The organism is Kitasatospora sp. NPDC058444, from assembly GCF_042721415.1.
Classification (GTDB): Bacteria; Actinomycetota; Actinomycetes; order Streptomycetales; family Streptomycetaceae; genus Kitasatospora.
This window is the reverse complement of the sequence record NZ_JBHXLL010000001.1, coordinates 38,087-50,501: the sequence shown is the minus strand read 5'-3', so window position 1 is coordinate 50,501 and position 12,415 is coordinate 38,087. Positions and strand designations below refer to the sequence as shown.

The window sequence follows — 12,415 nt, the reverse complement described above, 5'->3', positions numbered from 1 at the left end:
CTGATCACCGGAGCCCCGCCGTCCGGGCCCACCCGCGGGGGCGCCCGAGGGCTCGCTCAGCCCTTCCTGCCGCTCTTCCCGCCCTTGCCGCCCTTGCCGTCGGTGGGGATCAGCGAGACCACCACCAGCACCAGCAGGAAGCCGAGCGAGCCGAACAGCCAGACCTCGGACCCGGTCTCCTGCCACTTGCCCAGCCCCATCACGAACAGCACCAGCCCGGCGAAGAACGCCACCGCCCCCATGCCCCAGCCCCCTCACCGCATCCACTCCCCCGGTGAGATTATCTGCCGGGCGCGGGCCGGGACCATGGCGGCCGAGGCCCCTCGACGGGACCCCGGCGGGACCACCCCGACGGGACCCGGCGAGCCCCTCGACGGGACCCCGACGAGCCCCGGCGGGCCTCAGCGCGCCTCGGCGGACACCCGCAGCGCCCCGTCCGGCCCGGCCAGCAGCACCGGCGTCCCGGCCCCGCCCAGGTCCCGTACGGCCGCCAGGTCCGCCTCCGCCGGCTGCTCCGCCTCGCTCACCACGGCCGCCGCCTCCAGCGACCTGGCGCCGCTGGCCACCGCCATCGCCACCGCCGTCTGGAGGGCGCTCAGCCGCAGCGACTCCAGTGCGACCGTCCCGGCCACGTAGGTGCGTCCGGTCTCGTCACGCACCGCGGCCCCCTCGGCCACGCCGTTGCGGGCGCGGACCGAGCGGGCCAGGGTGATGATCTTCTTGTCTTCGGGGTCGAGCTCGACGATGTCACTCATGCCGCCGAGCATAGGCACCCGGCGCCGCTCAGTGGCCGACCGGGTGGGTCCGGCCCGGGTTCGGGTTCATCACCTTCACGAACGTCTTCGGCCCGGACGGCAGCGGCTCCTCCTCCTCGGCGCGCTTGCGCCAGTACGGGTTGTCGTGCGGCAGGTGGCTGCTCACCCGTCCGTACATCCCGAAGGTCGTCAGGACGACCCCGAAGATGAACGCGAACAGCACGTTCGACATCCGGAAGTTGAGGATGTTGGCGTCCGGCCGCCCGAGCACCGTCAGACCGTAGAAGCCGGACAGGACGAACAGCAGGCCCACCACCAGGTTCAGGTTGGCCGCGAAGTTCCCGCCGATCACCGCCCCGATCACCAGGATCGCGCCCACCACGATGGACAGCGTGGCCAGCGCGCCGTTGGTCGACAGCCCCGCGATCCGGTCGCCCTCCGTGTCCAGGAAGCCCGGGTGGTCGGCCAGCCCCAGGCTGCCGAACACGATCAGGAAGATCCCCCCGAGCCCCGCCCCGATCCGCCACACCGTGACGAGCTTGTGATCGACGGGTAGTTCGTCTTGCAGCTTCATGGCGACCTCCAGAGCCCGGCCATGGTCCAAGCCGTTTGCCTAGCTGTAGGGATGGCTCCCCTGCATGTGCGGCACCTCGTGCATGTAGAGCGAGCCGCACTGCTGGCAGCAGCGCAGCCCGGTGCCCCACTCCTCCTCGGGCCGCGTCTCGGCGTCGTCAGGCATCGTCCGGCCGCAGAGCGCCACCGACAGGTCCTCGTCCCGCACCACGTGCCAGGACTTGACTCCGCCGGCCGCCCCCTGCGGGCCGTACTCCGCGCGAAGTTTGTGCGTCATGCCCTCCATGGTCGCGCGGCGACCGCCCACCCGCTACTCGCCCGCCGGCGCCCCGGCGTCCTCGGTGCGGCCGACGGGGGCGGCGACCATGGAGCCGATCCGGTTGCGGCGGCCGGCCGAGGACTCGGCGGTCAGCAGGATGCCGGTCAGGCCGCCCCCGACCGGCTCGGGCAGCGGGATCTCGCAGGAGGAGCCGGGGATCGGCACCCGGCCCAGGTGCTTGGCCAGCAGGCCGCCGACGGTCTCGACGTCCTCGTCCTCCAGCTCGATGCCGAACAGCTCGCCCAGGTCCTCCACCAGCAGCCGGGCGGTGATCCGGTACGAACCGTCGCCGAGGTCCTCCACCGGGGCGATCTCCCGGTCGTACTCGTCGGTGATCTCGCCGACGATCTCCTCCAGGATGTCCTCGATGGTGACCAGGCCGGCCGTGCCGCCGTACTCGTCGATCACGATCGCCACGTGCGAACGGCGCTGCTGCATCTCGCGCAGCAGGTCGCCGGCCGGCTTGGAGTCCGGGACGAAGACGGCCGGGCGCATCACCGCGCCGACCTCCTCGGACTCCGCCTCCCGGTTGATGTGGGTGCGCCGCACCAGGTCCTTGAGGTAGACGATGCCGACCACGTCGTCCTCGCTGTCACCGACCACCGGGATGCGCGAGAAGCCCGAACGCAGCGCCAGGGTGAGCGCCTGCCGGACGGTCTTGTGCCGCTCGATCATCACCAGGTCGGTGCGCGGCACCATCACCTCGCGCACGATGGTGTCGCCCAGCTCGAAGACCGAGTGCACCATCCGGCGCTCCTCGTCCTCGATCACGTCGTCCTTCTCGGCGAGGTCCACCAGGGCCCGCAGCTCCGCCTCCGAGGCGAACGGACCCTCCCGGTAGCCCTTGCCCGGGGTCAGCGCGTTGCCGAGCAGGATCAGCAGCCGCGGGATCGGGCCCAGCACCGCGGCCAGCGGCAGCAGCACGAAGGAGGCCGCGGTCGCGGTGGTCAGCGGGTGCTGGCGCCCGATCGTGCGCGGCGAGACCCCCATCGCGACGAAGGACACCAGCACCATCACCCCGAACGCCAGCAGCACGGCCTGCCAGGTCGGACTGACGTTGCGCACGCACACCACGGTGACCAGGACGGCCGCCGCCATCTCGCTGGCCACCCGGATCAGGGTGGCCAGGTTGAGGTAGCGGATCGGGTCGGAGGCGACGGTCAGCAGCCGCGCGGAACCGCGCCGGCCGCTGCGCACCGCCTCCTCCGCCCGGAACCGGGAGACCCGGGAGATGCCCGCCTCGGCGCACGCGGCCAGCCAGCCGAGCACGACGAGCAGAACGGCACCGAGGATGAAGCTCGTACTCTCACCACTCACAGGGGTTCGGGCTCCGCGCTCAGTGGGTGGTGGGCGCCGGGGAGATGCCGCCGAGGCCCCGGCCCGCCCGCCAGTCGTCCAGGATGCGCTTCTGGAGGGCGAACATCTCCTCCTCTTCCTCCGGCTCCTCGTGGTCGTAGCCGAGGACGTGCAGCACCCCGTGCACGGTGAGCAGCTGCAGCTCCTCGTCCATCGAGTGCTTGGAGGGGGCCGCCAGGCCCTGCTGCTCGGCGACCTCGGGGCAGAGCACGATGTCGCCGAGCAGGCCCTGCGGCAGCTCCTCGCCCTCCTTGCCGGGACGCAGTTCGTCCATCGGGAAGGACATCACGTCGGTGGGCCCGGGCAGGTCCATCCACTGGATGTGCAGCTCCTCCATCGCCGCACTGTCCACCAGGATCACGGACAGTTCGGACTGCGGGTGGATCCGCATCTTGTCCAGTGCGAAGCGGGCGACGTCGAGGATGGCTTCCTCGTCGGCGTCCCAACCGGACTCATTGGCGATGTCGATCGACATGACGGGCTGTGTGCTCAGCTTTCGGTGCGATGGGACTGTCGGGGAGCGCGGGGCGCGACGGTCTTGCCGGGGCGCCGCTGGGCGGGCTTGCGGGGGGCCGGGGAGCTCTCCTCGGCCTCCTGCCGGGCGTCCCAGCGCTCGTAGGCGTCCACGATCCGGCCGACCAGCTTGTGGCGGACCACGTCGGTGCTGGTGAGGACGGAGAAGTGGATGTCGGGCACGTCGGCCAGGATCTCCTGGACGACCTTGAGTCCGCTGCGGGTGCCGCCCGGGAGGTCGATCTGGCTGGTGTCGCCGGTGACCACCACCCGGGAGTTGAACCCGAGGCGGGTGAGGAACATCTTCATCTGCTCGGGCGAGGTGTTCTGGGCCTCGTCGAGGATGATGAAGGCGTCGTTGAGGGTGCGGCCGCGCATGTAGGCGAGCGGGGCGACCTCGATGGTGCCGGCCGCCATCAGGCGCGGGATGGAGTCCGGGTCCATCATGTCGTGCAGCGCGTCGTACAGCGGGCGCAGGTAGGGGTCGATCTTCTCGTAGAGGGTGCCGGGCAGGAAGCCCAGCCGCTCCCCCGCCTCGACCGCCGGGCGGGTCAGGATGATCCGGTTGACCTCCTTGGCCTGGAGGGCCTGGACGGCCTTGGCCATCGCCAGGTAGGTCTTGCCGGTGCCGGCCGGGCCGAGGCCGAAGACGATCGTGTGCCTGTCGATCGCCTCGACGTAGCGCTGCTGGTTGAGGGTCTTCGGGCGGATCGTGCGGCCCCGGTTGGACAGGATGTTCGCGGTGAACACCTGGGACGGCGCCGGGCTGTCCGGGTCCTGCTCCTGGCTGCGGAGCATGGCGATGGAGCGCTCCACGGAGTCCTCCGTCAGAGGCTGGCCGGTGCGCAGCACCAGCATCATCTCGTTGAAGAGCCGCTGCACGAGGGCGACCTCGGCCCGGGCCCCGGTGGCGGTCACCTCGTTGCCGCGGACGTGGATGTCGGCGGCGGGGAAGCCCTGCTCGATCACGCGCAGCAGCGAGTCCGCGGTGCCGAGCAGGGTGACCATCGGGTGCTTCTCGGGGATGACGATCCGGGCGCTGACGCGGCCGTCCTCGGCCGGTTCGGGGCGCGACTGTCCGTTGGTACGGGTCTGCGATGTGTCACTCATAGGTCGGCGCTGGGGCCTGCCTCATCCCATCCGTGGTGTCGGGTGCCGCTCGGTGTCTCCGGGGCACCAGGGTACGCCGCGAGCGTGATCGTCGTGGCGGGCGGCGGGGCCGCACCCGACGATGCTGCGGCAGATCGAAGGCCGATGCGAGCGCATTTTCCGCCGAAGGCCGCGGCTCGGGGTCCTCCGGGCCGTTCACGAGGGGCGGCGGGCCGGGACGGGCACCCGGTCGAGGTCGGCGGCCAGCACCAGTTCCCCGTCGAAGTGCTTGCGGGCGTCGGCCAGGTGCTGGCCGAGGTCCGGGTAGCGCTGGGAGAAGTGGGTCAGCACCAGGGTGCGCACCCCGGCCTCGGCCGCGACCTTGGCGGCCTGCCCGGCGGTGAGGTGGCCGTGCTCCTCGGCGAGGCGGGCGTCGGCGTCGGTGAAGGTCGCCTCGACGACCAGCAGGTCGGCGCCCTCGGCGAGGGTGTGCACGCCCTCGCACAGCCGGGTGTCCATCACGAAGGCGAACTTCTGGCCCGGCCGCGGCTCGCTGACCTCGCCCAGCGTGACGGTCCGGCCGTCCACCTCGATCGCGCCCTCGTGCTGGAGCCGGCCGACCGCCGGGCCGCGCACGCCGAGCGCGGCGAGCCGCTCCGGCACCAGCCGGCGGCCGTCCGGCTCGGACAGCCGGTAGCCGAAGGACTCCACCGGATGGTCCAGCCGGACGGCGTCCAGCGCGAAGCGGGCGCCGGGCGCGGGCAGCGGCCCGGGCTCGTCGATCGGCCGGGGCCGCAGCACGGCCGTCTCGTGGTAGGCGGTGGAGTGCCGCAGCCGCTCGAAGTAGACCTCGCCGGAGGCCGGGAAGTAGACGTCCACCGGGTGCGGGACCCGGTCGAGGTTGATCCGCTGGATCACCCCGGCCAGGCCCAGGCAGTGGTCCCCGTGGAAGTGGGTGACCGCGATCCGGGTGATCTGGGTGGCGGTGACCCCGGCGTGCAGCATCTGGCGCTGGGTGCCCTCGCCGGGGTCGAACAGCAGGCCCTCGCCGTCCCAGCGCAGCAGGTAGCCGTTGTGGTTGCGGTGCCGGGTGGGCACCTGGCTGGCGGTGCCGAGGACGACGAGTTCGCGCTGGGACACCTGCGGTCAGACCATGCGCTCGGTCATCGACATGCCGCCGAGCACGTGGACGTGGGCGTGGAAGACGGTCTGCCCGGCGCCCGCTCCGGTGTTGAAGATCAGCCGGTAGTCCTCGATGCCCTCGTCCCTGGCCACCGCGCCCGCCTCGGCGAGCAGTTCGCCGGCGATCTCCGGCTCGGCGGCGGCCAGCGCGGCCGCGTTCGGGTAGTGCACGTGCGGGATCACCAGCACGTGCACGGGCGCCTTGGGGGCGATGTCGCGGAAGGCGAGGGTGCGCTCGGTCTTGCGCACCACGGTCGCCGGGATCTCGCCCGCCACGATCTTGCAGAACAGGCAGTCGGGCTGCGGCTCGCCGGCCATGGAGTCCCTCCTCGGGATCGGTACGTCGGGTGGTGGGGCCGTACGGGCGCAGCCTAGCCGAGCGCGGCGACGGCCTGCCGGTACTCCTGGAGGTGCTTCCAGCGCACCGAGCGCATGCCGACGACGTCGCCCTCGTCGGTGTCGAAGTCCTCGGTGAGGAAGGCGACCGCGAGGATGACGAAGCCGATCAGCCAGCGCCTGGTGAGCCGCCAGGTGTTGGGCCGCGTCACGCCCTTGCGGCGCACCACCCGCATCGCCATGATCCCCTTGCCGACGCTGAAGCCGGTCAGCCGGGCGAGCACCACCTGGTTGAGGAAGGACGCGGCGAGGCCGACGACCAGCAGCGCCACGAAGTAGGGCACCACCGGCCCGCCGCTCTGCACGGCGTGGCCTGCCACGTACCGGGTCTTCGGGCGGCTCGCGGCGTTGGCGGCGACGAAGCCGAGGCCGATCGCGAACAGCCAGTCCAGCACGATCGCCAGGAACCGCCGGCCGCCGCCCGCCTCCTTGGGGCACGGCGGCAGCGCCCGCCGCTGCTGCTCGGGCCGCGGGTAGGGGCCCGGGTACGGCTGGGCGTACGCCTGCGGGGCCTGCCCCTGCGGCGGGTGGGGCTGCGGCGGTGCGTACCCCTGCGGCGGGTGGGGCTGCTGCGGGTACCCCTGCGGCGCGTACGGCTGCTGCGGGTACCCCTGCGGCGGGTACGGCTGCGCCGGCGGGTGGGGCTGCTGCTGCGGTGCGTAAGGATTCTGGCCGTACTGCGGCGGCGGGTAGCCCTGCGCCATGTGGTTCCCCCGTGAGCTGTGGATCAAGAAGCAGCCCCGCATCCTACCCACGCCCCCACGCACCGGAGCGGGAAGTCGGCCCGTCCGGCCTCCCGCTCCGACCCACCGCTGCGACCTCCCGCTCCGCGGGCCGCGCCCCGCTACCGCCAGGGCAGCGGCGGCGCCGTCCGGGCCGGGGTCTCGGCGAGCCGCGCCAGGGCGAGCCGGACGCCCTCGGACAGCTGGGGGTCCTCGCCGGCCGCCCAGTGGTGCGGGGCGAACGGCACCTCGACGTCCGGGTCGACGCCGTGGTTCTCCAGGCCCCAGCCGTAGTTCTCGATCCAGAGCGCGTACTTGGGCTGGGTGACCAGGGTGCCGTCGACCAGCCGGTAGCGGCTGTCGATGCCGATCACCCCGCCCCAGGTGCGGGTGCCGACCACCGGGCCGATCCCGAGCGCCTGGACGGCGGCGTTGACCACGTCGCCGTCCGAGCCGGTGAACTCGTCGGCGAGCGCGACCACCGGACCGCGCGGGGCGTCCGCCGGGTAGGGCACCGGGTGGTCGGTGTCCCGGATGACGTCCCAGCCGATGATCCGGCGGGTCAGCTTCTCGATCACCAGCTGCGAGGTGTGGCCGCCCCGGTTCCCGCGGACGTCGACGACCAGGCCCTCCCTGGCCATCTCGCTGCTCAGGTCGCGGTGCAGCTGGGCCCAGCCGGCCGTCTGCATGTCGGGCAGGTGCAGGTAGCCCAGCCGTCCGCCGGACAGCTCGCGCACCGCGGCCCGCCGCCCCGCCACCCAGTCGTGGTAGCGCAGCGCCTCCTCGTCGGCGAGCGGGACGACCACCGGGTGGCGCCGGTCGGTGCCGTCCTTCCCGGCCACGGTCAGCTCGACCGGCTGGCCCGCCGTGCCGGCCAGCAGCGGGGCCGGGCCGGTGACCGGGTCCACCGGGCGGCCGTTGACGGCCAGCACCGCGTCGCCCGGGCGGATCGCCACGCCGGGCGCGGCCAGCGGCGAGCGGGCCCTGGGGTCGGAGGACTCCCCGGGCAGGATCCGGGCGATCCGCCACCGCTCGCCGTCCCGGACCAGGTCGGCGCCGAGCAGGCCCTGGCGCCGGGCGGGCTCGGTGTACCGGCCGTAGGGCAGCACGTAGGCGTGCGAGGTGCCGAGTTCGCCGTGCACCTCCCAGAGCAGGTCGACGAGTTCGTCGTGCGAGCCGACCCGCTCGACCAGCGGCCGGTAGCGCTCCAGCACCCCGTCCCAGTCGACGCCGGAGAGGTCGGGGCGCCAGAAGTTGTCCCGCATCAGCCGGCCGTTCTCGGCGTACATCTGCCGCCACTCGGCGGCCGGGTCGACGGTCACCCGCAGCCGGGCGAGGTCGACGGTGGTCTCCTCGTCGTCGCCGCCCTTGTGGTCGGCCGGGACGACCCGCAGCTCGCCCTCGTCCAGCACCGCCACCCGGGTGCCGTCCGCGCTGACCGCGAAGTCGTCCAGGCCGTGCACCAGCTGCTCGACCCGGCGCTTGCGCAGGTCGAAGCGCTCCAGCACCGGGCGCGGGCGGTCGTCGTCCAACGAGGCGGCCTCGTCGCCGAGTTCGCCCATCAGCGGGGCCCTGGTCCAGAGCACGCCGTCCTTGGCGGCGGCCAGCTCCTCGAAGCGGCCGCCCTCGACCGGGAAGGCGACGATCCGGTCGGCGATGCCGTCCAGGTCCACCCTGGTCACCGGCGCGGCGTCGGCCGCCGCCTCCTCGCCGTCCGCCTTGCGGGCCTTCGGCTCGTCCTCCTCGCCGCCGAGCGGGCGCCCGGCCCGCTGCGGCCCGAACGGGGAGGGCGTGTCGGCGGCCAGGGTGACCAGGTAGGGGCGGCAGCCGTTCGGGAAGGACAGGTCGAAGACGTGCGCGTCGTAGACCGGGTCGAAGTTGCGCACCGACAGGAAGGCCAGGTAGCGCCCGTCCGCGGTGAAGGCGGGCGAGGTGTCCACGAAGCGCGGCTGGGTGACCTCGCCGATCGTCCGGGTGGCCAGGTTGGCCAGCACGATCTGGCGCAGCGCGTGGGGGCCCATCCCGCGCACCGGGCGCGACCAGGCCAGCCAGGCCGAGTCCGGACTGAAGGCCGGCCCGCCGGCCTCGCCGTCGGCGCTGCGGTCCAGCTCGTGCACGGCGCCGTCGGCCAGCGAGACCAGCAGCACCCGGCCGTCGTGCGCACCGATCGCGGCCTGCTTGCCGTCCGGGGAGACCGTCAGCGAGTTGACCCGGCCGAGCTGCCCCGCGGCCAGCCGGCGGCGCTCGGCGCCGTGCAGGTCGGGGGCGAACTCCAGGGCGTCCTCGCCCTCGGCGTCGGACACCCACAGCACGCCCTGGGCGCCGTCCTCGCCCGGCGCCACCCGCACCAGCCGTCCGCGCACCCCCGGGGTCTCGTCCAGCACCCGGGCCGGGCCCTCCCGGTGGGTCAGCCAGTGCACGCTGCCGCGCACCACCACGGCGCTGCCCCGGCCGGTGCGGTCCGGGGCGACGGAGTCCAGCCAGTGCGCGGCGGGCACCGGGCGGGGGCGGCGCCCGGCCCGCGGACCGGCGAGGCGGACGTCCAGCCGGCGCGGCTCGGCGCCGTCCAGGTCGTCCAGCAGCCAGAGGTCGCCGGCCCGGTGGAAGACCACCCGGGTGCCGTCGGTGGTGGCACCCCGGGCGTAGAAGCCGTCCGGGTCGGCGGTGTGGCGGCGCAGGTCGGTGCCGTCCGGGCCGCTGGACCACAGCTCGCCGACGCCCTCGTGGTCGGACAGGAAGGCGATCCGGCCGCCTCCCCCGCCCTCCCCGGTCACCCAGAGCGGCGAGTCCAGCTGCCCGTCCAGTTCCGCGTGGACGCGCGTGAACTCGTCCCGGCCCAGCCACAGCTTGCCGGCCCGCCCGCCCCGGTACCGCTTCCACCAGGCCGGATCGCGGCCGTTGACGCTGCTCAGCAGCACCCGGTCCCCGCCCGGCTCGAAGGCGAGCCCGCCGACCGGCCCGTACGGCAGCCGCTGCGGCTCGCCGCCGTCCAGCGGCACGGCGTGCGCCCAGGTGCGGCGGGAACTGGCCTCGCCGGCCGCGGTGGCGGCGATCGGGCGGCCGTCGGCGCTCCAGCCGAGCACCCGGGTCTGGTGGCTGCCCCAGTGGGTGAGCCGGCGCGAGGGGCCGCCGTCCACCGGCACCACGTGCACCTCGGGGGCGCCGTCCCGGGTGGAGGTGAAGGCGAGGTGCCGCCCGTCCGGGGAGAACCTCGGGTGGTGGACCGGCAGGTGGTCCGCCGTCAGCCGCCAGGCCCGGCCGCCGTCCAGCGGGGCGAGCCAGAGGTCGTCCTCGGCGACGAAGGCGACCAGGTCGCCGTGCAGGTGGGGATGGCGCAGGTAGGCGCCCGCCGAGCTGTTCGAGGAGGTGCTCAGGGAGTCCGTCACCCGGCCAGCCTAAGCAGGTGCGCGTACGATCCGCGCCGATTTTCCCAGAGTCCCGGCGCCGCCCGCGCAGGGCTGTTACAGGCTCCCGGGAACCGTCCGGGAAGCCGCTGCGCGAGCCGCCCCGGAGGCCGTCACGACCAGCGGCCGGTGCGCCCGAGCAGCAGCGCGCCGGCGGCCACCCCGGCGGTGGAGGTGCGCAGCACCGAGGGCCCCAGCCGGTACGGCTTGGCCCCCGCCTCGGCGAAGGCGGCCAGCTCCTCCGGGGAGACCCCGCCCTCCGGGCCGACCACCAGCACGATGTCCCCGCCCCGCGGCAGCCCGGCGTGCGCCAGCGGCTCGGCGCCCTCCTCGTGCAGCACGGCGGCGAACGCGGCCTGCGCCAGCACCGGCGTCAGCTGCCGGGTGGTCATCACGTCCCGGACCTCGGGGAAGCGCAGCCGGCGGGACTGCTTGCCCGCCTCCCGGGCGGTGGCCCGCCACTTGGCGAGCGCCTTGGCGCCGCGGTCGCCCTTCCACTGGGTGATGCAGCGCGAGGCGGACCACGGGATCACCACGTCCACGCCGACCTCGGTCATGGTCTCCACGGCCAGCTCGCCCCGGTCGCCCTTGGGCAGCGCCTGGACGACCACGATCCGCGGCGCGGGCTCCGGCTCCCGGCGCACGGCGGCGACCGTCACGTCGATCCCGTCCTTGCCGAGCACCTCGGCGACCGTGCCGTCCACCCCGAGCCCCAGCCCGTCGGCCAGGGTCACCGCCTCGCCCGGCTGCAGCCGCTTCACCGCGGCCGCGTGCCGCCCCTCCGGACCGTCCAGGCGCACCACGGCCCCGGGCGCGGCGGCGGCGATCCGCTCGGTCTCGACGAGGAAGACGGGCGCGGTCATGACGGGGAACCTCCAGGAGTGGGACGAGAACACCGAAAGGGGTGCCGGGGAGCTTCCCCCGGCACCCCTCCACGGACGACTACCGGCCGTTGAAGGCGTCCTTCAGCCGGGAGAACAGGCCCTGCTGGCCCGGCGCGAACTGGCCGGACGGCCGCTCCTCGCCGCGCAGCACCGCGAGGCGGCGCAGCAGCTCCTCCTGTTCGGCGTCGAGCTTGCTGGGCGTCTTCACCTCGACGTGCACTATCAGGTCGCCCCGGCCGCCGCCGCGCAGGTGGGTGATGCCCCGGCCGTGCAGCGGGATCGACTGGCCGGACTGGGTGCCGGGCCGGATGTCGACCTCCTCCAGGCCGTCCAGGGTCTGCAGCGGCACCTGGGTGCCGAGCGCGGCCGCCGTCATCGGGATGGTGACGGTGCAGTGCAGGTCGTCCCCGCGCCGCTGGAAGATGGTGTGGCTGGTCTCGGCGATCTCGACGTACAGGTCGCCGGCCGGGCCGCCGCCGGGGCCGACCTCGCCCTCGCCGGCCAGCTGGATCCGGGTGCCGTTGTCGACACCGGCCGGGATCTTGACCGTCAGGGTGCGGCGGGCGCGCACGCGGCCGTCGCCGGCGCACTCCGGGCACGGGGTCGGCACGACGGTGCCGAAGCCCTGGCACTGCGGGCACGGGCGGGAGGTCATGACCTGGCCCAGGAAGGACCGGGTGACCTGGGAGACCTCGCCCTTGCCGCGGCACATGTCACAGGTCTGCGCCGAGGTGCCGGGGGCCGCGCCCTCGCCACTGCAGGTGGTGCAGGTGACGGCGGTGTCGACCTGGAGTTCCTTGGTGGTGCCGAAGGCGGCCTCCTCCAGGGTGATCTCCAGCCGGATCATGGCGTCCTGGCCGCGGCGGGTGCGCGAGCGCGGGCCGCGCTGGCCGGCCGCGGCGCCGAAGAAGGCGTCCATGATGTCGGAGAAGCCGAAGCCCGCCGCGCCGGCGCCGAAGCCGCCCGCGCCGCCGCCGCCCGGGGACAGCGGGTCCCCGCCGAGGTCGTAGACCTGACGCTTCTGCGGGTCGGAGAGCACCTCGTAAGCGGCGTTGATCTCCTTGAACCGCTCCTGCGTCTTCGGGTCCGGGTTGACGTCCGGGTGCAGTTCGCGTGCCAGGCGCCGGAACGCCTTCTTGATCTCGTCCTGCCCCGCATCCCGTCGGACGCCGAGTACCGCGTAGTAGTCCGTGGCCACCAAATGCTCCGCTTGTTCCGCCTG

The 12,415-nt window shown here is 74.0% G+C and carries 13 protein-coding genes; all 13 read right to left on the bottom strand.

Features of this window, described 5'->3' with window-relative positions:
- Nucleotides 1-56: 56 nt before the first annotated feature.
- The 13 genes from ACFWP2_RS00240 to dnaJ all read right to left on the bottom strand — a co-directional run bounded on the left by ACFWP2_RS00240 (nucleotide 57) and on the right by dnaJ (nucleotide 12,391).
- A complete protein-coding gene (locus ACFWP2_RS00240; protein ID WP_380446596.1) occupies nucleotides 57-242 on the bottom strand; it encodes a hypothetical protein in 186 nt (61 codons plus the stop codon).
- Between the two features lie 159 nt (nucleotides 243-401).
- Entirely contained in the window at nucleotides 402-755 is a 354-nt protein-coding gene (locus ACFWP2_RS00235; RefSeq protein WP_380446594.1) for a cytidine deaminase, read from the bottom strand.
- Nucleotides 756-783: 28 nt separating this feature from the next.
- Entirely contained in the window at nucleotides 784-1,329 is a 546-nt protein-coding gene (locus ACFWP2_RS00230) for a DUF4383 domain-containing protein (RefSeq protein ID WP_380446591.1), read from the bottom strand.
- A 39-nt stretch (nucleotides 1,330-1,368) separates the two neighbouring features.
- On the bottom strand, nucleotides 1,369-1,605 hold the full coding sequence (locus ACFWP2_RS00225; protein ID WP_360340407.1) for a hypothetical protein: 237 nt from the start codon (nucleotides 1,603-1,605) through the stop codon (nucleotides 1,369-1,371).
- A 33-nt stretch (nucleotides 1,606-1,638) separates the two neighbouring features.
- A complete protein-coding gene (locus ACFWP2_RS00220) occupies nucleotides 1,639-2,964 on the bottom strand; it encodes a hemolysin family protein (protein WP_380446588.1) in 1,326 nt (441 codons plus the stop codon).
- A gap of 19 nt (nucleotides 2,965-2,983) precedes the next feature.
- Nucleotides 2,984-3,478 (bottom strand): rRNA maturation RNase YbeY, encoded by a 495-nt coding sequence (gene ybeY, locus ACFWP2_RS00215; RefSeq protein WP_380446585.1) that lies wholly within the window; start codon nucleotides 3,476-3,478, stop codon nucleotides 2,984-2,986.
- Between the two features lie 14 nt (nucleotides 3,479-3,492).
- The gene (locus tag ACFWP2_RS00210; protein ID WP_380447471.1) at nucleotides 3,493-4,524 is read right to left on the bottom strand and encodes a PhoH family protein; all 1,032 of its coding nucleotides are present in this window, start codon (nucleotides 4,522-4,524) and stop codon (nucleotides 3,493-3,495) included.
- A 297-nt stretch (nucleotides 4,525-4,821) separates the two neighbouring features.
- Nucleotides 4,822-5,745, bottom strand: coding sequence for a ribonuclease Z (locus ACFWP2_RS00205; protein ID WP_380446582.1), 924 nt, complete (start codon nucleotides 5,743-5,745; stop codon nucleotides 4,822-4,824).
- 6 nt (nucleotides 5,746-5,751) lie between these two features.
- Nucleotides 5,752-6,105, bottom strand: coding sequence for a histidine triad nucleotide-binding protein (locus ACFWP2_RS00200; protein ID WP_224279444.1), 354 nt, complete (start codon nucleotides 6,103-6,105; stop codon nucleotides 5,752-5,754).
- Between the two features lie 53 nt (nucleotides 6,106-6,158).
- A complete protein-coding gene (locus tag ACFWP2_RS00195) occupies nucleotides 6,159-6,887 on the bottom strand; it encodes an RDD family protein (RefSeq protein WP_380446579.1) in 729 nt (242 codons plus the stop codon).
- 140 nt (nucleotides 6,888-7,027) lie between these two features.
- Complete coding sequence (locus tag ACFWP2_RS00190) at nucleotides 7,028-10,291, bottom strand: PDZ domain-containing protein (RefSeq protein ID WP_380446576.1); 3,264 nt, start codon at nucleotides 10,289-10,291, stop codon at nucleotides 7,028-7,030.
- Between the two features lie 131 nt (nucleotides 10,292-10,422).
- A complete protein-coding gene (locus ACFWP2_RS00185; RefSeq protein WP_380446573.1) occupies nucleotides 10,423-11,172 on the bottom strand; it encodes a 16S rRNA (uracil(1498)-N(3))-methyltransferase in 750 nt (249 codons plus the stop codon).
- Nucleotides 11,173-11,251: 79 nt separating this feature from the next.
- Nucleotides 11,252-12,391 carry a molecular chaperone DnaJ gene (gene dnaJ / locus ACFWP2_RS00180; RefSeq protein WP_380446571.1) on the bottom strand — a complete coding sequence of 380 codons (1,140 nt, stop codon included), beginning with the start codon at nucleotides 12,389-12,391 and terminating at the stop codon, nucleotides 11,252-11,254.
- Nucleotides 12,392-12,415 lie beyond the last annotated feature (24 nt).

Excerpts from the sequence above, each read along its gene's own strand:
- ACFWP2_RS00235 (WP_380446594.1), bottom strand. The coding sequence starts at position 755 with ATGAGTGACATCGTCGAGCTCGACCCCGAAGACAAGAAGATCATCACC.
- ACFWP2_RS00225 (WP_360340407.1), bottom strand. The coding sequence starts at position 1,605 with ATGACGCACAAACTTCGCGCGGAGTACGGCCCGCAGGGGGCGGCCGGC.
- ACFWP2_RS00200 (WP_224279444.1), bottom strand. The coding sequence starts at position 6,105 with ATGGCCGGCGAGCCGCAGCCCGACTGCCTGTTCTGCAAGATCGTGGCG.
- ACFWP2_RS00230 (WP_380446591.1), bottom strand. The coding sequence starts at position 1,329 with ATGAAGCTGCAAGACGAACTACCCGTCGATCACAAGCTCGTCACGGTG.
- ACFWP2_RS00185 (WP_380446573.1), bottom strand. The coding sequence starts at position 11,172 with ATGACCGCGCCCGTCTTCCTCGTCGAGACCGAGCGGATCGCCGCCGCC.
- ybeY (WP_380446585.1), bottom strand. The coding sequence starts at position 3,478 with ATGTCGATCGACATCGCCAATGAGTCCGGTTGGGACGCCGACGAGGAA.
- ACFWP2_RS00210 (WP_380447471.1), bottom strand. The coding sequence starts at position 4,524 with ATGGTCACCCTGCTCGGCACCGCGGACTCGCTGCTGCGCGTGATCGAG.
- ACFWP2_RS00195 (WP_380446579.1), bottom strand. The coding sequence starts at position 6,887 with ATGGCGCAGGGCTACCCGCCGCCGCAGTACGGCCAGAATCCTTACGCA.
- ACFWP2_RS00240 (WP_380446596.1), bottom strand. The coding sequence starts at position 242 with ATGGGGGCGGTGGCGTTCTTCGCCGGGCTGGTGCTGTTCGTGATGGGG.